The 23,710-nt window shown below is 40.5% G+C and carries 20 protein-coding genes; 1 reads left to right on the forward strand and 19 read right to left on the reverse strand.

Annotation, left to right across the window (positions count from 1 at the left end; translation table 11 throughout):
* Positions 1 to 60: 60 nt before the first annotated feature.
* The 4 genes from KCV26_11335 to KCV26_11350 all read right to left on the reverse strand — a co-directional run bounded on the left by KCV26_11335 (position 61) and on the right by KCV26_11350 (position 6,674).
* Positions 61 to 1,602, reverse strand: a complete 1,542-nt coding sequence (locus KCV26_11335) for a SusD/RagB family nutrient-binding outer membrane lipoprotein (protein WZX35892.1) — start codon at positions 1,600 to 1,602, stop codon at positions 61 to 63.
* 23 nt (positions 1,603 to 1,625) lie between these two features.
* Positions 1,626 to 4,961, reverse strand: a complete 3,336-nt coding sequence (locus tag KCV26_11340) for a SusC/RagA family TonB-linked outer membrane protein (GenBank protein WZX35893.1) — start codon at positions 4,959 to 4,961, stop codon at positions 1,626 to 1,628.
* Between the two features lie 19 nt (positions 4,962 to 4,980).
* Positions 4,981 to 5,964, reverse strand: a complete 984-nt coding sequence (locus tag KCV26_11345; GenBank protein WZX35894.1) for a FecR domain-containing protein — start codon at positions 5,962 to 5,964, stop codon at positions 4,981 to 4,983.
* An 89-nt stretch (positions 5,965 to 6,053) separates the two neighbouring features.
* Complete coding sequence (locus tag KCV26_11350; protein WZX35895.1) at positions 6,054 to 6,674, reverse strand: RNA polymerase sigma-70 factor; 621 nt, start codon at positions 6,672 to 6,674, stop codon at positions 6,054 to 6,056.
* A 291-nt stretch (positions 6,675 to 6,965) separates the two neighbouring features.
* Here KCV26_11350 and KCV26_11355 point away from each other — a divergent pair, with 291 nt between their 5' ends.
* Positions 6,966 to 7,838, forward strand: coding sequence for a zinc metallopeptidase (locus tag KCV26_11355; protein WZX35896.1), 873 nt, complete (start codon positions 6,966 to 6,968; stop codon positions 7,836 to 7,838).
* Between the two features lie 5 nt (positions 7,839 to 7,843).
* On the opposite strand, the gene KCV26_11360 is transcribed toward KCV26_11355, so the two are convergent.
* The 15 genes from KCV26_11360 to KCV26_11430 all read right to left on the reverse strand — a co-directional run bounded on the left by KCV26_11360 (position 7,844) and on the right by KCV26_11430 (position 23,636).
* Complete coding sequence (locus tag KCV26_11360) at positions 7,844 to 8,539, reverse strand: ABC transporter ATP-binding protein (protein ID WZX38386.1); 696 nt, start codon at positions 8,537 to 8,539, stop codon at positions 7,844 to 7,846.
* 111 nt (positions 8,540 to 8,650) lie between these two features.
* A complete protein-coding gene (locus KCV26_11365) occupies positions 8,651 to 10,132 on the reverse strand; it encodes a hypothetical protein (GenBank protein WZX35897.1) in 1,482 nt (493 codons plus the stop codon).
* A 20-nt stretch (positions 10,133 to 10,152) separates the two neighbouring features.
* Positions 10,153 to 11,691 (reverse strand): DUF853 family protein, encoded by a 1,539-nt coding sequence (locus KCV26_11370; GenBank protein ID WZX35898.1) that lies wholly within the window; start codon positions 11,689 to 11,691, stop codon positions 10,153 to 10,155.
* Positions 11,692 to 11,705: 14 nt separating this feature from the next.
* Positions 11,706 to 11,933, reverse strand: a complete 228-nt coding sequence (locus KCV26_11375) for a hypothetical protein (GenBank protein ID WZX35899.1) — start codon at positions 11,931 to 11,933, stop codon at positions 11,706 to 11,708.
* A 1-nt stretch (position 11,934) separates the two neighbouring features.
* The gene (locus KCV26_11380) at positions 11,935 to 12,375 is read right to left on the reverse strand and encodes an NUDIX domain-containing protein (GenBank protein WZX35900.1); all 441 of its coding nucleotides are present in this window, start codon (positions 12,373 to 12,375) and stop codon (positions 11,935 to 11,937) included.
* Positions 12,376 to 12,405: 30 nt separating this feature from the next.
* Complete coding sequence (locus KCV26_11385; GenBank protein ID WZX35901.1) at positions 12,406 to 13,107, reverse strand: DUF4386 family protein; 702 nt, start codon at positions 13,105 to 13,107, stop codon at positions 12,406 to 12,408.
* A 118-nt stretch (positions 13,108 to 13,225) separates the two neighbouring features.
* On the reverse strand, positions 13,226 to 14,152 hold the full coding sequence (gene bla, locus KCV26_11390) for a subclass B1 metallo-beta-lactamase (GenBank protein WZX35902.1): 927 nt from the start codon (positions 14,150 to 14,152) through the stop codon (positions 13,226 to 13,228).
* Between the two features lie 304 nt (positions 14,153 to 14,456).
* The gene (locus KCV26_11395; protein ID WZX35903.1) at positions 14,457 to 16,106 is read right to left on the reverse strand and encodes a DUF4419 domain-containing protein; all 1,650 of its coding nucleotides are present in this window, start codon (positions 16,104 to 16,106) and stop codon (positions 14,457 to 14,459) included.
* Positions 16,107 to 16,285: 179 nt separating this feature from the next.
* Complete coding sequence (locus KCV26_11400) at positions 16,286 to 16,852, reverse strand: dihydrofolate reductase family protein (protein ID WZX35904.1); 567 nt, start codon at positions 16,850 to 16,852, stop codon at positions 16,286 to 16,288.
* Between the two features lie 74 nt (positions 16,853 to 16,926).
* A complete protein-coding gene (locus tag KCV26_11405) occupies positions 16,927 to 17,892 on the reverse strand; it encodes an NAD(P)-dependent alcohol dehydrogenase (protein WZX35905.1) in 966 nt (321 codons plus the stop codon).
* Positions 17,893 to 17,972: 80 nt separating this feature from the next.
* Entirely contained in the window at positions 17,973 to 19,295 is a 1,323-nt protein-coding gene (locus tag KCV26_11410) for a beta-lactamase family protein (protein ID WZX35906.1), read from the reverse strand.
* An 87-nt stretch (positions 19,296 to 19,382) separates the two neighbouring features.
* The gene (locus KCV26_11415; GenBank protein WZX35907.1) at positions 19,383 to 19,841 is read right to left on the reverse strand and encodes a phage tail protein; all 459 of its coding nucleotides are present in this window, start codon (positions 19,839 to 19,841) and stop codon (positions 19,383 to 19,385) included.
* A 4-nt stretch (positions 19,842 to 19,845) separates the two neighbouring features.
* Positions 19,846 to 20,736, reverse strand: coding sequence for a hypothetical protein (locus KCV26_11420; protein ID WZX35908.1), 891 nt, complete (start codon positions 20,734 to 20,736; stop codon positions 19,846 to 19,848).
* A gap of 193 nt (positions 20,737 to 20,929) precedes the next feature.
* Positions 20,930 to 21,733 carry a hypothetical protein gene (locus KCV26_11425; GenBank protein ID WZX35909.1) on the reverse strand — a complete coding sequence of 268 codons (804 nt, stop codon included), beginning with the start codon at positions 21,731 to 21,733 and terminating at the stop codon, positions 20,930 to 20,932.
* A 397-nt stretch (positions 21,734 to 22,130) separates the two neighbouring features.
* Positions 22,131 to 23,636, reverse strand: coding sequence for a hypothetical protein (locus tag KCV26_11430; protein ID WZX35910.1), 1,506 nt, complete (start codon positions 23,634 to 23,636; stop codon positions 22,131 to 22,133).
* Positions 23,637 to 23,710 lie beyond the last annotated feature (74 nt).

Here is a 23,710-nt window from a genome sequence, read left to right on the forward strand (position 1 = left end):
TAAAAAATCAAAAGGCGTTTACGAAAGTAGTAAACGCCTTTTGGTTTTTATTAGGTGAAGCTATTCTTTTAATATCCACATGATACCGTTGAAGTCGTCACTGCCGTTATATTGTCGTTGAACGGCTTCATTGAGGTTGTCGGTATTGTAGTTAATCTCGTTTTGTGGATATTGCCACCTCGTTGGAAATTTTGTATTATCCGTCGGATTCATATTTGAGTTAGGATTTAAAACAAATTCAGGATAACCTGTACGTCTGAACTCAAACCATGCCAAGTAGCCATTATGAAAGAATCCCGCCATGTATTTCTGGCTGATTATTTGTTTGATTTTGTTTTCCGTATTTCCCGCAAGTGCTACAGAAGCAGGATAAGATGCAATGTATGGATCGTCCATACTAACGTTGTGTGTGTAGTTATCAGGCACGTAGTGTGCGTAGAATCTCATGGAACTCCTAATCCCGTTAGCATAGTGGGTTTGGGCATCACTGTCAATCCATCCTCTTACTGCGGCTTCAGCTAAAATAAATTCAAGATCCCAGTGGCACAATAGCCCTACCGGTTCCGCTGTGGCCGATTCTACGTATCTCTTATTTAGATCGCTGTATTCATTCATGTTTTTCTTGTCAATGGTGCTGTTGTATTCATCTGATGGCTCCACTCCAATATATGCATCAAAGTTCGAAGCAATCTTGCCTTGTGCTAGGAGTGACTCGGCAGGTTCTGCCACGTAAAACAGTCGACGGTCCTGATTCTGTTTCAATAAGTCTATATAGGTTGTGGAAAGCATGGTGTATTGAGTGAACGGATTCAGGTCTGTGGGAGTGTTGCTCCACGGATAACAATATCCTTTGGAGGTATTGTATGTTATGGCAAAATTATCGTTAAAGTCTCTCATTAACGGACGTTGTGCCACTTCCTTGAATTTGGCAATGACGTTTAAGTCGTTGTCGGAGGTTTTTTTATACAGGTTAATCAATACATACAACTCAAAGCTATTAACTAGACGACGCCACTTTTCGACATTGCCTTTGTAAATAAAATCGCCCGATATGTCAGTTCCTTTGGAGAACAAGTCGTTGGCCTGATCCAACTCATTTAGGATTCCTTTGAATACATCTTTTTGAGTATCGTATTTGGGTTTGATAATTCCTTCATTGCCCTGGATAGCCTCTGAATACGGAATATCTCCTACTGACATGGTGAGATGAAAAAACTGCCAGGCACGGATAAAATGGCCCAATGCTTCGTATGAATTTGCTAATTCCGGGCTTAGTTTTTTAGCATATTCAATCATGGGATTTACATTCTTTAGGACGGTCAACCTGCTGGAAAAATTTGCCCTTCCCATATAGTTGTATTGTGTACCTTCTTTCCTTTCGGTAAAAAGTAAGTATTTGGCTTGCTGATAAGGTTCCGTAAATCCTTTTGTGGTAGACGTAGCGGACGACGTCACTGTTGTTATCAGATTGGTGGCCAGCCAGGGTGCAGATGCTACTGAAGGTTGGTCGGGATTTGTATTAATTGTTTCAAAATTACTGCAACTGCCGATGAAAACTGCAACCAACAAAGTAGCTGTTATTTTGAATAGTTTTGCATTCATAATTATAAAGTTTATTTGATTAATTAAAAGCCAATTTTAAGATCAAAACCGATCATACGCTGTGAGGGGGCATTCATGTCTTCTGAACCTACATCCGGATCGGAATATTTAAAATCCTTAGTCCAGAGAAGCAAATTTTGTCCGGTAAGCGCTATAGAAGCTTGATTGAGAAAGGTCTTGCCAAGTAATTTTTTGGGAAAACTGTAAGCAATAGATACTTCCCTTAACTTAATGAACGTTTGGTTGCGAATACGTTCTTCCCAGGAATTACCCCACAACCTCATATATTCCTGGTAGCTCACCGGAATGTCGTTGGAGGCATACTGCCGTGTATCTTCAATAATATTGCCATCGGTATCATATTTTGCTGTGCCGCTGATGACTTTTACCCCTTTCCCTATGTATTTTTTCCCGTTTACCACTTCATCGTAACGGTCTTGGGTGTCTGTTTCCGGAGCCGATCCAGTATCAAACATCTTGCCATATATGTAATTATCCATTAACCCCCCTATGCGGCCATCCAAACTAATACCCATAGTTAAATTCCGCCAGGTGAAATTATTGATAAAGCCAAAGGTAAAGTTGGGATCTCTGTATCCGTACAGTTGTCTGTAGTTGTTTAACCACACGTTTCCATCAGCACTGTGGATCATATTGCCTTCAGGATCTCTGAGCACCTTTTCTGTTTGTGCGTAATAGTCCAGTCTTTTGCCGGATTTGGTCCACTGGTCTTTCTGCGAGTATACCGGATCGATATCCACATAGTACCTGTGTTGATTTGAATAGTTAATCATGGAGTTCCATTCGAACTCCTTGTTTTTTATGATGCTGCCCGATACCGTAATTTCAACACCTCGCCTGGCATAGGTTTCTTCAGTATTAATCAGTGTGCTGTTAAAACCGGAAGATGGAGCAATGTCTTGTTTAATTTGCCTGTTATAATAAAGTTTATCGAAATAGGCAATGTCCAGGTATAGTCTTTTGCCAAAGAAGTACGCGGCCGTACCGGTCTCCCAGGTGCGGGTTTCCGAAGGGAGAAGATCGGTTCCTTTTAAATTGGCGGCAAGCGAAGCTCCGATATATCCCCATGAATTGTATGTACTGTAAGGCAGGTTGTTTTCGTATACCCCCAGTGGAGATTTGGCAATTGTCCATGATCCCCTGATTTTCCACATGCTGAGCCATGAAGGTGCCTGAAAAAATTCAGACAATACAACGCTTCCTACAACGGAAGGATAGAAATAGGACATCTCTTCTTTCGGCTGTGTTGAACTCCAGTCATTTCTTCCTGTTAAGTCTACATAAATTGCATTGTTCCATGCCAGTGATAACTTTCCGTATATACTGTTTACTTCGCGTGCATATGTGCCTACAATATTTTCTATGGAATTAACACCTGCAGCCGTGGAGGGTACAGCATTGGCCAATGAGTACCATCCGGGTACCGCCAGTCCATTTGCCGTCCTGGCTCCCTGATACCTGTCCTGGTAGTAGTACAGGCTTCCTCCGGTCAATAAATCAAAATCAAATTTTCCGAAAGATTTGTTATATGTAAGCATTAAGTCGCTATTAATACTGTGTCCCCACCTTTGGTTCATACCGTACATGCCTTTCCCGTTCCAGCCCCAATAATTGCCGCTGACGGATGGGCCTCTGGTGGAATATATGCCGGCAGGATTTCTTAATTTATCTTCATTCTTATAGAAATCATATCCGTTCCGGAAAATAACTTTTAAATTATCCAGGATATTGTAGTTCACGGTAAGGCTTGCGTTTAACTTATTCTCTTCAACTCCCAGCAGTTTCTCATAGGCAATCAAATAAGGATTATCGTACCATGCGTTATAAAGCCAGTTTTGTTTTTCATTGGGCGTAACCCAATAATCCCTGTATTGACGAATGTCATAATCGGGTCCTGTCCACATCAATATCTGGTAAATGTATCCTTGATTACCATATCCACCTCCCCAAATCTGGGGAGCCGTTGAACGCATATAGCCCATCTGGCTTTCTACCAGTAATTTATCTCCCAATTTTATTTCACCGCTAAGTGAATAATTGAATTTGTTGAGTGTTTGGTTGGGATATTGCCCTTTGTTATACACATAGTTAAGTCCTGTTCTAAAATAACCGTTTTCCCCGGTTTGTGTTACATTAATGCTGTTGTTTGTTATCAATCCGGGCTCCAGAAAATTGCGAAAATTATTTTTCCCGCTCGAAACCAGTGGCATCACTTCGTTTTGTTTGGTAGTCGGATTCCATTGAAGAGCTGTATTGCCTATATCAAGTTTAGGTCCCCAGACATAATCGTCGGCCAATTCTCCATTCAAACCATGGCCGTATGAGGTTTGTGCCTTAGGTATGGCTACCCAACCGGCCCTGAACATCGTATTGCTGTTGACATCAATAGACAACCCTTTGTTTGCTCCACGCTTTGTGGTTATCATAATTGCTCCTGCCGAGCCTCTCGCACCGTACAATGCGGCAGCCGTGGCCCCTTTCAGAGTGGTTATATTTTCAATTTCGTCGGCCGGTATGTCACGAAGCGACATGTTCCCGTAGGGCACGCCATTGATAACTAAAAGCGGAGATTCCCCACGCATCTCTATTCCCGATGTTCCATTAAATTCAGTTGAGTTCTTAATTACAAGTCCGGCAACTTTTCCGGTCAGTGAAGCTGTCATATCTACCCCTTTGATGGTTTGCAAGGAGTTTCCGGAGACATTTTGCACGGCATAACCCAGTGATTTTTCTTCCCGCTTTATTCCCAAAGCCGTAACCACAACTTCTTCCAGTAATTTGTTGTCTTCCTGTAAAACAATATTGGAGAGTTGGGGGCTTGTGGCAGAAAGTTCCTGTGAAATATAACCGATGAACGATACGGAAATCACATCGGAATCGGAAACACCTTCAATAATGTAGTTTCCGTTATAATCCGTTGCAGTTCCTTTTGTAGTCCCTGCCACGGTTAAGGTGGCTCCGATAATGGGTTCTCCCGTTGCATCCGTAACTTTCCCCTTAATGGTTTTTCCTTGTTGGACCTTTTCAACTTCCGTTACTGGTGTTGTTTCTTTCCTGGAAATAACAAGAATATTGTTTTGAATGCTGTATTGCAAATTGCCGTCCAATATGGCGTTCATTACTTCAGAAAGAGAGGCATCGTCGAACGATGCGGTGATTCTCTTGCTTTCATTCAAATCGCTGTTTCTGTAAATAACAGACAGGCCGGTTTGATTTTCAATTTCTTTTAAAACATTTTTCAACGTTTCGTTGCTGAAAACTTTCGTTAATGGCTGTGCACTCGTCACGGAGCTGATAAGCAGAACAAACATGAGTGCAAACAAACGGGTTACTTTCATTTTTAATCTCATAATTAGTTTAAATGGGTTTTAATTTAATTGTATCGTTCTGATGAATCGTTTTTATAGGTATTATTTCGGCGATAGCGTTCAACACATCCGATAAATCTTTGTTTGTATCGATACTGATAGAAAAGGACTGTTTGCTTAGCGAGTCGCTCTCCAGAAATATTGGCCTTGCGTATTCCCTCGATAATTTCTTAAGCAGTTCTTCAAGCTCTATGTTTTCATACTCCAGGCGATTCCGGGTCCAGGCATTGGTGGAGTGCTGACTTTTTTTGCATGTGATAGAATTGGTTTCAAGATTCATTTCCATTGTTTCGCCGGGATTCATTTCCAGTGAGCCTTGTATGTAGTTAAATTCCACACTCCCTTCCAGTAACGTTGTAGTAAGAAGTTGGTCGTCGCGGTAGGCAGATACGTTGAACCGGGTACCTTTTACAATGACGCTGTATTCATTAATTCGTACAATAAAATCCTTGAGCCCTTTTCTTACTTCGAAATAAGCTTCACCCGATAATTGAACTTCGCGGTTTTTCTTTCCGTACTTATTGGAATAGATTAGCGAAGATCCAGAATTCAACCACACATTACTGCCATCTGGCATGGTGATTTTACTTTTTTGGCCCAGCGGAGTTTTCAGGATGAAAAATTCTTCGGGCTGAAGATCCTGCATGCTCATGAGCGCGAAAAAAACGCCGAGGATAAGAACTGCAATTGAGGCAACCGCATAAATATAATTCCGGTAGGGTTTTATGACGGGTACGGATTTCTTGATAAATTCCGTATTTCTGTTCGCCAGTTTTATTTGTTCCCACCTCTCGTTCAATTCCGGGTGAAGCTCCAGGGAGTTGATCCAGTCGTTTTCCCATTTTCTGAAAATCGAGTGATGGGAATCATCTTCTTTCAGGAAAGCAAATATTTTTTCGGCATCCTCCCGGGAGCTTTTTCCTTCGAAATACCGAAAAGCCAATAATTTTATATGTTGCTGTTGTTCTTCCATGTTGTCCTAAAGATATAACAACCGGATAGTATTTTACCCAACCTCCCACAATGTTAAAACTTTTTTTTAAAGAATAACAAGAAAGAATGTCAGGCAAACAGCATAGGGGAAAAAACCAGAAAAAAGAAGGTGTAGTCTACGGGGTATTTCTCTTTCAAATGGAACGAAAAAATACTCAATGCCTTGCTAATGTGTTTCTCTACGGCTGTGGTGGATATTTTTAATTTTTCGGCAATCTCGCGGTTTTTCAGGCCCTCATTCCGGCTTAATACAAACACTTCCTTACATCGATCGGGGAGTACTTCTATTACCTTATTCACTTGTTCGTCCAGTTCATCGTAAAGTAGTTTCTGAGAAGCATCAAGTTCAAAATCAGCGTAATAGAGCCGTTCTTCGATTTCCGTTAAAGGGTGAATGCCTGAGATGAGTTTGTTTTTCACCGAAACGTGTTTTAAATGGTTCAGGCAACTGTTTCTCACCATAATGAAAAGAAGCGAAGGAAGGGATATCAAAGCCAGCCTTTCTCTTTTTTCCCATAACGTAAGAAAACACTCCTGAATAATGTCCTCAACCACGTCGGGATCACCAACAAAACGGAGGGCAAACCCTTTTAAACGAAAATAAAAACGTTTAAAGACATATTCAAATGCCTTTTCGTTGCCCTTTTTAACTTCGTTGAATAAATCGTAGTTGCTGGAGAAATCTACCATAAAAGTAAAAAACTATGAATTCTTTACAAAGAAATAAAAAAATGTTGTAAAGTGAGGAATATGACAATTTTTTTAATAAAATTATAAAAAAACGTAGGTGTAACGTGCCGGAATTATTTTAATGTATGGCCTTTGCCTGGAAGGAACAATCGATTGTTCTATGGATTTGAAAATTGCTTGTGATTTGGTGCTTTATCCCGAACAAAAAATGTAGATTTGCGTTTGAATTAAAAGTATAATCAAAACCAAAAATACGTTCGGAGCAAACCGACACGTAAAAAGAATTATCGTATGAAATGGATAAACAGAAACGATAGCGAATCCAACTACGAAGATCGTCGGGGTAGAGGAGTGAAGCGGGGAGCTGCATTCGGCGGTGTTGGGATGATCATTGTTGCCATAATCGCCCTGTTGTTGGGGAAGAACCCTTTTCAGGCCATCGATATGGTAAACAGTGTGGTGCCCGGACAAACATCGGAAGAGGTGGTGGATCCTTCGCGCATGAACGAAAACGAAGACCTGAAAGTATTCACGCTTGGTGTTTTTAACAGCGCCAACGATGTGTGGACGGAAATTTTCAGGACTCAGATGGGTGAAAGTTACCGTAACCCGGTTCTTGTGAATTTTACCGATCAGACCACCTCTGCCTGCGGCGGTGCAACGGCTCAGGTGGGGCCTTTTTACTGTCCCGGCGATGAAAAAGTGTATATCGATCTCAACTTCTTTCACCAGTTGACACGCGATTACGGTGCTAGGGGCGACATGGCAATGGCTTACGTTACGGCTCATGAAGTGGGGCATCACGTGCAGAAACTGCTGGGTATTGTCGATCAGGTAAACCAATACCGGGGCCGTATCAGTGAAGCTGAATACAACAAGATCATGGTCAAGATGGAACTGCAGGCCGATTTTTTCGCCGGGTTGTGGGCCAATCAGGCCAGCAAACTGGGAATAATTCAACTCGAGCCGGGAGACTTGGAGTCGGCCATCAGCGCCACGACCGCCGTTGGTGATGATACCCTGCAAAAGGAGGCGATGGGTTACACCGTCCCTGATTCATTCACGCACGGAACGGCTGCCCAACGGACATACTGGTTCCGCAAAGGTTACCAGACCGGCGATATCCGGCAAGGTGACACGTTCAACGATCCGAGCCTCAGATAGATCCGTTACACGGCAAAATAACTTTCCAATTCTTTCAGGGTGTCCTGGGTGGTTTGGGTATCCCTCACCACCAGCCCTTTCTCGAGAACAACAATGCGGTCACAGACTTCCGTAACGTGGTTGAGGTCGTGGCTCGAAATAAGCATCGTCATGCTCCTGGTACTTTTCAGTTCATTGAGCATCCGTTTCAGGCGGATTTGCGAAGTGGGGTCGAGCGCGGTGAACGGCTCATCGAGAACAAGTATCTGCGGATCGCTGAGAAGTGCGGCGGCTATCCCGGTCTTTTTCTGGTTCCCTTTCGAGAGGTCGCGGATCAGCTTCTTCGAACCCAAGATCTCGCCGTTAAAGAACTCCTTCATCGACTCTAAAAAGGCGGTAATATCGCCTTCCGATTTTCCGTAGACTTTTCCCGTGAAAGCAAAATATTCCTCGGGAGTAAGAAAGTCGATCAGGAAACTCTCGTCGAGGAACGACCCCACTTTCGATTTCCAGTCGTCGCGACGGGCAACTCTTTCCCCGTCAATACGTACTTCGCCCGAGCTCGCTTCAATCAGGTCGAGTATCAGCCGGAAAAAAGTGGTTTTCCCTGCGCCGTTGTTTCCAACCAGTCCGAAACTTTCGCCGTTCTTAACGGTTATTTCCGGAATATTTAAAACAGCTACGCCGTTGTATATTTTCTTGAGATCGGTTACTTTAATCACAGTATTTGCTGCAATGGGTACGGGTGGCGGCATTGAAATTGCGGTATCCAGGGTTGGTTGAATTTCTTCAGCGTTCATATCGTTAATTTTAATTATTTGTTCGTGGTAAGTTCATTCCTTCTTTCTGAATCCTTCGCAAAGCGCGTATTTCCGCCTCAAGAACTGCTTTTCGGTAATTTCGAGCAGTTGTTTCCAGAAAACAATGCCGGCCAGCCCCAGGACGGCCAAGATGATGAGAGCAATGTGTTTAGCGGAAAACAACGAGAAAATACCGATTAATCCCATCGGAACAACCAGCAGGGGAATCATGATGATGAAGTTTTTGTAGCTCACTCCCTGCATGTTCATGGCAGAGCCTTTTGAGAGTTCCAACCGTTTGGTATTGAACGTGGCCCCAAAGAGGTAGACGTGGATGTTCACCCCTGCGTTATACAGGAAAGCGACCGAGTGATTGATCAGAATATCCCTTCCAAACAGGAAATAGGGCGTGGTAAGTATGAAGGAGATGATGCTGAGCGACAACAGTAGAAAATAATTGGCCTTGATGTACGACTGGGTATCGATGTCTCTTGTCATCAGGAAATCGAAATAGGAACCTTCCCAGTTGATGATCCATTGTCCGAACAGGATCATGCCTATGCCGGTAACGAAGATAGCGACGAACATCAGCATGGCATCGTTTTCCTTGTACATGTCGCTGGGGTAAAACAGCAACCCGTAGAGCAGGAAAAGTACAGCTGTGTAGAGCACGTTCTTGGTCCGTTTATGCCTTAACACGAGTTTCATCTCCAGGGAAATGATCTCTCCTATTTTCCCAAAACGTTCCATGAACGTGAAGTTTTGGGTTTCGGCCTGCTTCCGGATTGTTTTTCTGTCGAAGTTCTCGGGATAATAATTCTGAGCGAAGAACCCTTTGTTCAGCAGGAAAGCTGCTCCGCTGAATACCAAAACAATTATCCATCCAATCGGATTTTCGATAAGGAAGCCGAACACCTGCTGCGATAACGCGAAAAGGGAGTAGATGTTGAAATATTCCAATGCTGCTAGTCCGGCGACGATCAGGAGAAAAGAGGTGATTCCCGTAATGGATGACCCGAATTTACGTTTCAGGAAAGAAGCAAAAAGCGTGTTGAACCAGATCAGGAAAATGACGATCAGAACAAACCGGAACGCTCCGCCTAAACCGTATGCCGGGTGAATACCCGTGACGGAAAAAGGTATGGCAAAACAAAGTGTGAGGTAGTTTGCCGGATTGAGCAAGGGTTTGATCAACAGGTAATTCACCAGCTTGCTTCTCTTCACCGGCAACACCTGATAGCTTTGCAGGTTGATGGTGCTCAACGGTTGAAACAGGAACCGGAAAAGCAATGCCAGGACGGTTACGTACATCAGGATACCGTTAAACGTGAGTGCGGGATCGAGTTTCGGAGCGGCTTCTGCCAGGATTCTGGGCATCATAAAACCCAGGAGTACGAAGATTACCAGGAAGTATACAGCGCTCAACCCGACGAATATATTAACGATCAGGTTTTTATAATATCCGGGTGCGCGTACACTTTTCAGCCAATAGTGTTTGAAAAATGTTGAATACATGAAGTTTTAGTCTGATGCTTTTATTTTTTTCCGAAAAATGCGCCGAAAATGCTTCGGGTGATGGTTCTGCCGAGTTGCGAACTTATTTGCCGTGTGGCACTTCTGCCCACTTGCTCCAGCAAATCGCCCACGATGCCCCGCTCTTCTTTTTTCCTGCGGGCTTCGGCGCGTCTTTCACGTTCGGCTTCCGCCTGTAACCTCCGTTCCTCTTTTTCCAGACGGATACGCTCTTTCTCGGCTTCTGCCTGCTCACGTTCTTCGGCGAGCAGTTCCTGTTTTTGGGAAAGAATTTCGAAAGCGGATTCCCGGTCGACCAGTTTTTCATACACTCCATAAATGAGTGATTGCTTCATTATCTGGTCCCTTTCTCCTGCCGTAATCGGTCCGATCTGGCCCTGCGGCGGCAGGATATTGGCGCGTTGCACCATTTGGGGCGCACCTTTTTCGTCGAGGAACGACACCAACGCTTCGCCGGTGTTCAGTTGTGTGATAGCCTCTTCCGTGTCGAACTTCGGATTGGACCGGAACGTGTTGGCCGCCACCTTTACCGCTTTCTGATCGTTGGGCGTGTAGGCTCGGAGCGCGTGTTGCACACGGTTTCCGAGTTGTCCGAGAATTACGGGCGGGATATCGGCGGGATTTTGCGTGCAGAAATAGATACCTACCCCTTTGGAGCGGATGAGGCGGACAATCTGTTCCACCTTTTCGAGCAACGGCTTGGGCATGTCGTTAAACAGCATGTGTGCTTCATCAAAGAAAAAAACCAGTTTAGGCTTGTCCATATCGCCCACTTCGGGCAAGTTGTTAAACAGGTCGTCGAGCAGCCAAAGTAGGAAAGTGGTATACACCCGTGGGGAGTTCATCAGTTTGTCGGCGGCCAAAATGTTGATTACTCCTCTTCCTTGCTCCGTTTGCATAAAATCGGTAATCACCAGTTCGGGCTCACCGAAGAATTTGTCGGCGCCTTCGCTTTCCAGGCGTAGCAGCGCGCGTTGTATGGCGCCGATGCTTGCCGGAGAGATGTTCCCGTATTCGGTGGTGTATTTTGCCCGGTTGTCTCCTACGAACTGGATCATCTTTTGCAAGTCTTTCAAGTCGAGGAGCAGCAGGTTGTTATCGTCGGCAATTTTGAAAACCATAGTCAGTACCGCTCCCTGAGTTTCGTTCAGTTGCAGCAGTCGTTCGAGCAACATCGGCCCCATTTCGGTAACGGTTGTCCGCACCGGATGCCCCTGTTCGCCGAAAACGTCCCAGAACCTCACCGGGAAGCCTTTAAACTCAAATCCTTTTTCACCTAACTTATAACCGTCCACGCGTTTGGAAACGCTCTCCTTGTTTCCGCCTGTTTTGGCCACGCCGGAGAGGTCGCCTTTCATGTCGGCGGCAAAGACGGGTACTCCCATTTCGCTGAATGTTTCAGAAAGTGTTTGCAAGGTGACGGTTTTTCCTGTTCCTGTGGCACCTGTTATTAGTCCGTGGCGGTTTGCCATTTTGGGGATAAGGCAAACTTCAGCCTCGTCGTTGATGGCTATAAAAGCGCGTTTGCTGTTGTCGAACATAGGTTTGTAAAGTTTTAGCAGGTATAATGGACAAAGTTAAGGAAATATTTGGAAAAGACGTGTGAAGTTCCGTGAAGAATGGCGGTTTTCCGATAATTCTCTTTCCAGATTGCCTCACCTGAATATGAGAGCAGGTTATAGGTCAGGACAGCCATCGTTTCGGTCGATCCGTTTTTCGTGGGCAGGGTCGAAATAGGGTGAGGAATTACCATCATGCCATGCTTCGAGATTCGTATCTTCATGTTAGTAGTTATAAAGAATCTCAGTCTTATGTCTCGATTCCTTTTTATTTTTTAGTTCTTCAAAGAACGGTTTAAGAAATCCTCCCAGTTCATAGTTATCGATATCTTTTAAATCCACCCATTCATATTCTTGAGCTTCATCATTTAAAGACACATCATATGAATCTGTTTTACATGTATAATCAATAAATATCATGTGTCTTTTCTCATGAAAAGAATCATTATACACACTCTCTTTTATACTGATCAGGTGAATATCGTAAATTTTCAGGCCGGTTTCTTCCAATATCTCCCTTTTCAATGCTTCTTCCATTTTTTCTCCCAATTCGATATGGCCTCCGGGAATAATATATTTATCATTCCATTTATGGGCTTTGCAAAGCAGTACCTTATTATCCGGATTAAAAATAATTGCCCCCACAGTAGGTTCGGGATATTTCATCATTTTACTCTTCAATTTTTTATTTCAAATTCAGACCTGTTGTTTTGCCATTTGTATGAGTCTTCTCCCTATCAAGACAGAAAAGACAATCCAGGGGACAAGAGAGAGTAATGAGCAAATCAGTCCCAGGGTCCCTGCTGTCGAAGGAATTATCATAAAAATCCCTGCAATCAGGCCCCACGTGGCTGAAGATCTTTTAAAATCCCTTGATTTATACATTGTCATGGAAATCAAAATGAGCGTAATGGCATTAAACACATAATATACATCAAATGCCGTTCCTTTATATCTTGCTATCAAGCCTTGCCCTACCGCCAGCAACTGCTGTTTATACTCCATTGATTCCGCGGAGAAATATTGTTTGCTGATTGATAACATTTCAAATCCAACGGCAGATACATAATAAACTGCAATTCCTGTTAATCCGATTATCGTGGCGATAAGCATATTGGTGAAATTTACTTTCCTTAATGCTGCGAATAATCCAAGGTACACCAGGATTAAAATCCCGTTATTTATATAATACAAGAGATCAAGGCTCAATAATCCAATGAGCCAATTTTTACGGAACAGTTCAAAAAATCCCATTGTGGTTTCAGGGGGAGGAAAGAGGGTGAATATAACCAGTTGTATTGGTATTATTAAAACGATTACTATAGCTGCGACTCCGCCAACCTTGTACAACTTATTCCAATTTAAATCTTCGTTGGACTTGTATTCTGTTTCTTCCATTTTTGTTATTTTGTTTGTTCCGTTTACAAAGGCTGCTATTTATCCAAAGAATCATATGGTTTCTTATGTCGTCTTATTCTTGCGCGGAACAGTGTAGGCTATATCAGCGGCAACTTTTTCATTCAAACAGCTTAATCGTATAATCCAAAAGCTCGATTCCGCCGGATTTCCCGTGTCCGACTATAATTTTTTTTACTTCTGGATACTTCATCTTTACTTTTCTTACTGTATTCGGCCACTCTTCTACATTTGCTTCCGCGAGATTACCTTTCCCCGCTCCTTCTTCTTTTATTAAACAACCCCCAAACATAATATCTTCCAGGGGGAAATAAGCAATAATGTTATCGCAGGAATGACCTTCTCCCAGAAAATCAACATACACTTCTTCGTTGCCGACTTTCAATTCAAAATGTTCATCAAACCCCTGCTTCGGCATAGTAGAACCATTTTCTTTCAGTACTTGTATCGTTCTGTTGTAGGCGTAAGAAATAATGCCCTGTCTGTGAAACTCCTCCAGGCCTCCCAAGTTGTCTATATGATAATGCGTTGGAATAACCGCTATAATTTTGCATTTCAACGATTGTGTTAACCAGTCAATCAGCTCGCGAGAAGTTTCATTGTCTGTCGGTGTATCGAAAACAACAGCTTCATTGTTGTTCACAATAATCATTCCGTTGCACGAAATTTTCTCAAAGTTCCCAAAGTCAAGAAATGAAATATGCTGATATACATGCTCCGAAACCTGATTGATTATCAAAGACGCTGACCTGGATACCTTCTTCTCCGTTGTCCGATCTATGTTGACATTGCTATGAACAGTAGAGTGCGTTCCGTCCGGATTTACAATTATGTTGCCATGAACGGTAGAGTGCGTTCCGTTTGGATTTACAATTACATTGCCGTGAACAGTAGAGTGCGTCCCGTCCGGATTTATAATTACATTGCCATGAACTGTGGAGTGCGTTCCGTCCGGATTTACTACAACTGTCTGTCCTACCACATCTGTCACAAATACAATACAACAAATCATCAATAAAATTTTCATATTTCTCTGTTTGAGCGTTTTACGAAATTACCTGTATATCTTTTGTTGCTTCTGCAAAATCGTATATAGTTTGCCTGTTCATGTGAACTTCGAACGGTTATTCCTTGAAAAATCCCTTTTGTTTGCTAAATTACAAAAAATAAAAAACGGAATGGGTTTTTACAACGAAATTCATAGACTGAGCTTCCAAATTCCGACTTTTAAGCAGCTTTAGGCGAGTAAAATAAATATTCCCATAAAACCAGTAAGTAAATATGTCGTAATCAACAGGACTTGAAGGGTTGTTTAATTCTATACTTCATTCTTATTGAACCTTCCTTCCACTCATATAAATAGTGGTCTCGGGAAGTAATCGTTTTAATTTCCCGATATTCTCTTCGGATGTTTTATTCATTAAAGAAAAGTTTCCAATCTTTATCTTTCCGAGTTCATCTGGAATTGTAAGTTTATTGCTGTTGAATTCTACCTCTAAAATCCATATTTCATCCAATTCCAAAACGTGCCTGGGGATTTCATCACGCGAAACCCTGATCCATCCATTCTTTCCCACGTTGTATTTTTTGCCATTCATGTTAATTTCCGTGTTTGGGAACCAATCTAAAATCTTTTCTGTCTCCTTATCCGATATTTCTCCTTCAATAAATAGTTTACCAATTTTCTTTGTTTTCATCCAATCCGGCAAGAACACCTCTTTTTTGAAGTGAAGTCCAAGTGAGTATATAACGTCTAGTTTTTTCAGGACCTCAGGTACAACGTTTATTTTCAGGTCAATCTTCGGCCCGAAACTACTACTGGGAATGTTTTCTGCTTCCAACTTTTGGTATAAGCCCATTTGGTCCGTATCTTTCTTTTTAATCATCCAACTTATTTGTGGTGTCAAGGCAAATGTTTCTTTATCTTGCTCAAGGCCGACAAAGCCCGCCCATAATTCAAGCGGGGTTTCTTCTGTATGGACACCGTCCGTTTTTACATACTTCAAATCAACTTTAACTATTTCTTCGGGTAAACTCCCGCCACCGATAAGTTTATTCAGATCGTTGCGTTTTCCTTCTTTGTCGTAAGGGAAGAATTTAACAATCCAGCCATCAATAATTTTAGGGGCGCCGTATTTCTTTTGAGAATGATATTTAAACATGTTCCTCCAAAAATTTTTATCAACTTTCCCTTTTGAGGCATTTACAAATTCTTTTAAGATTGGCTCTAATTCATTTGTCCACCATTTCAGGTCGTATTTTCCCATTTTTTTAGTCTTGTCAAGGATTTTTTGCCAATCTTCAGTTGTACCTTTTAACGTAATTTCGGGAATACCACAAACAATATATATTACTACAAACTCAAAGTATGGTTCCATCGCTTCCATTATTGTAATTTCAGAAGCAATTTTTTCGACTGCTGTTGTTGTGGAAAAATCAGAAGTTAACGTATTGATCAGCTCTTTGCCTGTATGTTCTGCAATCTGTGTTGTGAATTGAGGAAAAAAATCTTCCCAATTTATAGAGTCCTTTAATAAATCATTTTCAGAACTGACTGTTAATGTCAACTGCCCAGAAAAATCAACAAAATGTTTTCGGAGTTTCTCCGGGTTAGCGTTTACATGTCTTGCAAATCCCTGGCTTATTAATAACCAGATCATGTCGGGAGATAAAACAAACGGCCTGTGTTCTGCATAAGCCTGATACATCCCGTTAAAAAAGGAATTATAATCATAATTCACAAGGCTGTCTGGAGCCTCGCTTTTGGCTAGAATATTGTATTTAAAATCCATTCCATTCCTTTCAACCTCCCATTTTGACAAACTTGCATCTTTAAGGATCAGGTTTTTGTAAATATCATTGTATGATTGTAAATACAGTAACCTCTCGGGTTTTGAGAGCTTTTCGATCTCGAATGTGATTCCTTGTCCAAAAGACAGCAGTGGAACTAGAATCAGTGTTATGAATGTAATTTTTTTCATGTTGTTTCTCTAAATAAACTGTTGTTAATGCATTTTCCCCTATTTTTTAGATTTCATGTTATAATGCCTGTCGTGCCGGATTATTTACTCATGGTTTTTGATTTTTTCTATAAAATCTATATGTGTTGTCGTTGTCTGATATATGCCTGAACGCCAGGCCGTCTGACGCTAAGCCCCTGTTAGCCGTTTGTTGTTCTTTCGTTTACCGGTTCATAATAAAGAATGACTGCTCCACCGCTAAACGTTTTGGTTTTTGTGAGTTTAAGCGTAATTTTTTCGTTGATGTTTTTAAACAACGGCAACCCACTCCCTGCGATAACAGGGTGAACACAAAGTTGATATTCGTCTATTAAATTAAGTTTCGTCAAAGCTACAATCAAGCTCGGGCTGCATACAAAAACGTCTTTCCCCGATTGTTGTTTGAGTCCCAGAACTTCTTCCACCAGGCCTTGACTTGCTAATTTTGCACTTTTCCAGTTTACATTTCTCAATGTGCGGGAAAAAACAATCTTCGGAGTGTTATCTATTGCCACAGCAAAGTCGTCCATTGCTTTGTTGCCTGTGGGGTTTTCCAGCACGGTTCGCCAAAACTCCATAAGCTGGTAGGTTATCCTGCCGTATAACGCTGTGTCCGCACTTCTCAAGAGGTCAGCGTAATACTGATGTATTTCATCGTCAGGGATACCTGAGGTATGGTCACAAAACCCGTCGAGCGTCATATTGATTGCTGCAATTACTTTTTTCATAATTTTTTTTGTCAGTCTGTTTTGTGAATCGTTCTACAATGACTAGTAACGGTTGTTAGTGGCTGGTGTTCTTATCATTCACGTATCTTTAAAATAACATTACCTGTTTTTTGCCCCGATTCAACGTATCTGTAAGCATCCACAATTTGGCCTAACGTATAAAATCTGTCTATTACAGGCTTGAATTCACCTTTTTCAACAAGCTCTTTCAAAAATATTATATCTTGCTTGGAGATAGACGGAATTGGAAACAAAAGTCTTTTACCTCCCCAAAGTGGTGTGGTCAATGCAAATAATATATTTTCTGCGTTTTTCCCAAATTCAGTTGAGATGTATATTCCTTTTTCAGTTAATAAAGGTTTGCACTTACCAAATGAACTTTTTCCCACTGCGTCAAAGATGAAAGCAAACTTATCTTCTGTCTTCGTAAAATCCTGTGTCTGATAATCAATGACTGTGTCTGCACCGAGAGATCTCACCAGATCTACGTTTTTTGTATTACAGACAGCTGTTACTGTTGCACCAAAGTGTTTTAGTAATTGTACAGCTGCAGAACCGATAGCCCCCGTTGCTCCGTAGACTAGAACTTTTTGTCCGGGCTCTACTTTTGCTGCCCGAATATTTACTAAGGCATAATGAGACCCTTCCGTAATAGCTGCCGCTTCATCAAAACTCATATTCTCCGGCATATTTATAACCGCATCGTTTTCAGCGATTGTCAGATATTCTCCGTGCCCACCAAAGGTTTTATCATTGAAGCCAAAAACTTTATCTCCATTCCTGAATGCAGTTACATATTTCCCAACTTCTTCAACAACACCCGAAAACTCACAACCCAGTATCTTGTGTTTTGGTCGAAATAGTCCGCTCCAAAATCTTGAAATAAAATATTCAGCACTACGGAATCCCGAATCGGTGCGGTTTACTGTTGACGAATATACCTTAAGCAATATTTCATTGTCCTTCGGTGAAGGCCTGGCGACTTCCGTTAATCTGGCAACTTCCGGTGGACCGTATTTTGAGTATACAATTGCTTTCATTTTCTATTTGATTTGTTGATTCTTGATCGTCTTGTCCCACACTTACCACTAACATGCCGGATCGCGGAGTGCGTCCTTTTTTATTCTCTCGTGAATGTAAATTGTCCACCGCCTTGTTTTAGGATCATTGTGTTGTCTGCCGGACTGAACTCCAACACAACTCCCGCCCGGTCAAACTTAAATTTATCTTTTTCGGTTGCTTCAAGTGGAAACGCTGATTGTCCTGTTGCTTGTGCGATTAACGTATTTCCGTCTTTTGTAATTGTAATTTTCAAAGCGATTTGCTTGGAAGCATAAACACCCAGATACCCATCCAATTCTTCCGGAGTCAAGTTGTAAGTTGCGAATACCGGAATTTCGTATGGCTTGTCGTAAACCGCACTTAAAACCGCAATAGAAATGTCGTTGTTATTGAAGTTTGTTCCGTTTGAAGTTAAAGCGTACGAAATCTTGTCGTCGGTAAAATGCGAGTAAACCGAACTGAACCCATCAATTCCGCCTGTGTGTCCGAAGCCAATACTTTCGTAGAAAGGAATTGGAAACAAACCAATTCCGTAACCGTCTTTTATGGTTTTCATTATCTCAAGACTTTCAGATTTCAAAAGTCTTCCGCCAAATAAAGCGTCTGCAAATTTTGTCAAGTCGCTTGGTGTAGAAATAATAGCGCCTGCACCCAGCGGAATGGTATAATCTGTTTCATTTTCCACTTTCCAGGTTCCTGCGAAACTGTATGATTTACATTCGTTGTTGTTAGGATTGATTTTGCCAAAAACATACGTGTTTGTCAAATTTATTGGCTTAACAATGTATTCTTGCAATAAGTCTGCATACGATTTTGCAAAAGTCGCTTCAAGAATGTAAGATAAGAGAACAAAATTTGAATTGCTGTATGCTGCTTTACTGTCTGGTTTGAAGTCGCTACCGCCTTTTGAAATGATTTCCACCATTTCTTTTTCTGTCTTTGGTTGTGTGTTCCAGGTCAAGTAATCTTTATCGTTTGTGAAATTGTGTATTCCGCTTCTATGACCTAGCAAATGCTTTACGGTAATTTCATCTGCGTTTATGATTGTTGGAAACCATTTGTCAATAGTTTGGTTCAGGCATACCTTTTTTTCTTCAACCGCTTTTAAAACCAAAACGGCTGTGAACGATTTAGAAATGGAGCCAATTCTGTATTTGGAATTTTCAGTTGCTTTGGTGTTGTTTTCAACGTCTGCGAGACCAACGGTTTTTGAATAAATTATTTCTCCGTTTTTTGAAACGGCGACGCTTCCCATAAACTTATTGTTTTGTTCAAGTGCGTTGAAATAGTTATCTAATTTAGTTTTGTCAAAACCGGTTTGAGCAATTCCTATTTGACCTAATGTCAGAACTAGAGCTGTTGTTAAGATTGTTTTTGTCATTTTTGTCTTGTTAATGTTGTCGTTTACGGGTCGCCTTAAAATAACGTTTAGTGTATGGATAGTAACTGATTAAGGATTTTATTTCTGTCAAGTTTCAAGCTCTGTCGTTAATCCTTCGTGTGCTAACTCTAACGTCTCTATTGCAACTTCATTTGCATCCGATTTTAAATCCGGACTTGAAATTTTAGTAGGCCAAGCATTTGTCAACCTCCAAGTCATAATAGGTTTTCCACCTTCATCCAACAACTGGATTGTTACTGTTTCTCTTTTAATGGTATTCATTTTAATGGCATCATACCAATTAAAGAAATTATTGTCTTTCACTAAAACGCCTTTCTTAAGAATAATGTTTCCTCCTTTAGTTAATCCAGGCATTTTAATCGTTGAGAATTGTTTGCCATCTCCATGTCTGTATTCCATGGGTTGTGTTTCTGTTCCTAATCCGGAAATTTCTTGAAACGATATTGTCTTGTCTTGTGAACCGAATTTAACTGTAAAGTAAAACTTTGGTAATGGCCATACATTATCTTGAGCTTCTTCTGTCATAATATTATAGATTTGATTTTTTTATTATCGTCGTTTTAAAATCATATCCTTCAATCTCGTATTTTTTTAAGTCATACTGTTTATTGTCAAGATATTTCTCAATAAACGGTAAATCCGGTGCATAGTGAAAGCTGCCACCGATTTTCAATGAGTTCAGAATATTCATATAAGTTTTGGCATATTCGATATAGTTGCCGTCTTCTCTCAAATTATGATGATTAAAATGATTGGAAAATCCCAGGTTACTGACTACGGTTCCCCATTTGTCTGTTCCGTAATCGTATTCCAGCCAATCTGAGGTTATTAAATTTGAGGTTGAAAACTTAAATCTGTCAATCCCATAAGCTTCAATTTTTTGATTTCTAAAATAATCTACCAGATATCCATTGATTCCGCAACCTATATCCAAAACCGGTTGTAATAAATGTTTAATATCAACCTGTAAAATTTTAAGTTGCAATTTAGGGGTATATTCAGAGCAAACAACTGGACTTATTTTCTCGTTGTCATCTTTATATAATTTTTCTGCGAAAGGATTATTTTCTTTAAGCCAGAATTTTAGCTTTTCGTAATGTTCTTTTGAAATGTTGTCAATTGAATATGCTCTTGTCTGAAGGGCTTCAAATAAATTAGAATATATTTGTCTTAAGTTGTTTTTAGCTTTTAAGTCAAACGAATAGTATTGATTTACTCTGCAAAACTCTTCGATGGCTTTGTCTTTTGCATAATCAATTAAATACTCTTTAGAATGAGGGGTTAGTTTGTCAATATTCGAAATAGCTTTTACTGTTTCATTGGCAAATTGAAATATCTCCAGATTATCAAGAAAAATGTTTTTACCTTGATTAAATCCTATTTGTTTATCAATATTTTCGGTAAATCTGTCTGTTAGCATTGGTTTTTTTGTATATGGCATAACGGTTCGGGGCTTTGTGTTCGGGTGGGATTGCGGGCTACGTACCTATCCGCCGACACAAAAGTTGATGCGGGGCAGGAGTGTTGATATAACAAATTAAACACCAATGTTTTATATGCGATGTTGCCAGCTGTATTTCTAATTCAAAATGATAGGTCATCTGTCTGTATTGTCAAAATTGTTCCGCCAATTTTTTACCCAAATAGGTCGCAATCGCCGAAGTTACTTCAACCACTAATTCAGCTTCTAAATATTCAGGAGCTTTACCTTCTCTTAAATGTCGACCTTGTTCTGAAGTAAAACCCCAAATCTTGGTTACTGCTTGGTCAAGTGGTGTTGGTATAACTCCTGGGTATTTTTTCATTAAGTCTCCAAGTGTTGATTTTGTATCACCAGTAATTTCTCTTGTCACACATTCCAAGCAAGCTAAAGAGTGCTGAATTGCACCAGTTATGTCTGGCGTTGGTCTTCTTGACAGATCATTAAGTGCTTCTCTTATTTCTGTCTTAGCTGTCTGCAGTTTGGCGGTTTCAAGAACCGAAACTACCGTCTTGACCGCAGTTTCAAATACTTTGTCTCCACGAGTTTCAATTTGTCCATTTACAATTTTCCAACCTATACCATTAGCTATAAAATATTCATTGATTTCGCGTATAAATATTTCTTTGTCTTTTGGATCAAGTTTTTGAATGATTACTTCAATTATGTCATAAACTATGTACCATTCACAATTTTCTAAATGTTGACCAACCTCCCAGTCAATATTTGGATATTCAGACCAATTATTTCTGTCAGGTGCAATTTTCAAAACTCTTGATGTTATTGCTCTTAAGTCAGATGGATTTTTATTAAGGTCGTAAAAAGCCATTTTTATAAAGCCACGAAGTCCTTCTGGTGCGTCCTCACGTACTGTAATTTCTTTCTCCTTAAGAGAGAAAAGTCCTTGTCGTTTTGAAAATGTTTCTTTGTTTATCATTGTTTGTGTCTGTCTTTAATATAGCTGGTAACGTTTAGCGCTTGGCGCAGTGACGGATTTCGGAGCACCAAACTGTCAATACACCACAAAGGTTGATGCGAGGTAGAATGTTCAATTAACCACTTCACCCGCCATTTAACCAAACGCTTGTTACCAGCTGGCGTTCTAATTCTCTGTATCAATAATTCATAAAGTTCGGCTTTCAATATTACTTTTTCTGTCTTACTGGTTTATTCAACTTTTATACCTCTCTTTATCTTAAAATAGCATCAGGTTCACTATTTATTTTATCTACTTGGACACTATGTCCAACTTCTTGTCCAACTCCAATGTTTAAAGCATCTTTATTATCTCTAACTTGGACATTATGTCCAACTTCTTGTCCAAGCTGTCTATCTCACTCATTAACAACATATTTATAATTAGGAGAATTAGCATCTTCTCCGTTATCTCGTATTAAACTAAGTTCTTTCATAGCAGCAAGATGTCTTTGGGCAGTTTTATAACCAATACCAAAATGAGCAGAATATTCTCTTGTGCTTGCTTCACCTACTGATTTTAGCCATTCGTAACCTTTCAATTGAGCATCTTTAAGTTTTGAAACGTTTGGTTTATCAGAAACCTTTTTGACAGCTTCAATACTTCTTGGAAATGTTAAAACCATATATGGAGCCTCATAAGAAACTAGAGGTAGTGGTAAATTATGCTTAGTAGGTAAGTCTTTAATAGTTTGAAAACCTAAACCTCTTTGCTCAACTAAGTCCAATTGGTCAAATACATACATTATCTTGGGATTACGACTTAGAGATGGAGCATTGAACCGCTTGATTTGTTCTAGTGTAATTGGTTTAACAGGTTCTCCTGGACTTTTAATGATTATTACATCATCGTTAATTTCAAAGTAAATAGGAGCACCTTCAATGTCGTAATCCCTGTGCACAATTGCGTTAATTATTGCTTCACGGATAACAACCAAAGGGTAATCATAAGTAACTTTACGTTCAGCAGATGAACGGTCAATTTGTTTGCCAATATGGTTTTCATACCATTGTTGAATTTTATCAGCTTGCGAAATAAGTGGTCCCTCAATAGTGTCGATATCTTCTCCTCTGCCTTTGGTTTTGAAAGTGGCTCTTATCAAGGCATTTTGATAGATTAGCTGTGGACGCTCTCCAAACAAAAGCAATCCCAAGCCTGTAGGTGTAAACTTTTCGTCTTTGGATTCCAATATGCCCAATTGTGTGAGAATTCTATAAAACTTAGGTGTATTCCACTCTACATTTAGTTTCGCTTTTTTGATGAAAGAATTTAAATGAGTTCTCGACAAATCGTCTAATTCGGCTTTTGGTTCAGTTCGCTCCTTTTCAGATAATACAATTGGTAATTCTTCATCATTTGCTATTTTAGCTCTTTCTTCTGCTTCCTTGATAAATTGTTTGTTAGCCTCTCGAATTTGTTTTTGAAGGTCAACATCAAACATTTCTACTTCCACACCATTATCCAAAAGATATTTAATGCCTTTTCGGTCAACAGTTGGGTCTGGGTCCTCTATGCCAATCCAAACTTTCTTTATACGAGCATTTACAATCCGCTCAGCACAGCCCAATTTAGGATGTTTTCTTGCTCCTGGGGCACAAGGTTCTAGTGTCGCAAATAAAATAGAATTATCTAAATGATTACTGCGGTTTTTTCTTTCGAGCAAAGTGAATTCTGCGTGATCACCGTGTCGAAGTTCTCCTCTAAATGCTGTTTCTTCTGTGCCATCAGGCTTAATTAAAACAGCACCTACCTTAGGGCTAACTTTATCTTGTCTAGGCTCTTGAATAGACTTATTCATTATCTGAATAGACATTTCCATATACTTCCTTGCGTTGAATGTTTTATCTTCTTTCTTTTTTGCCATTTTTTATTTCTAATTCAATTCTAAGTCAGAATTATGGTTGGTAAAATTAAAATAAATATTTGTTTTAGAACTTA

The sequence above is a fragment of the Petrimonas sulfuriphila genome (genome assembly GCA_038561985.1).
In the GTDB taxonomy this organism is placed as follows: Bacteria; Bacteroidota; Bacteroidia; order Bacteroidales; family Dysgonomonadaceae; genus Petrimonas; species Petrimonas sulfuriphila.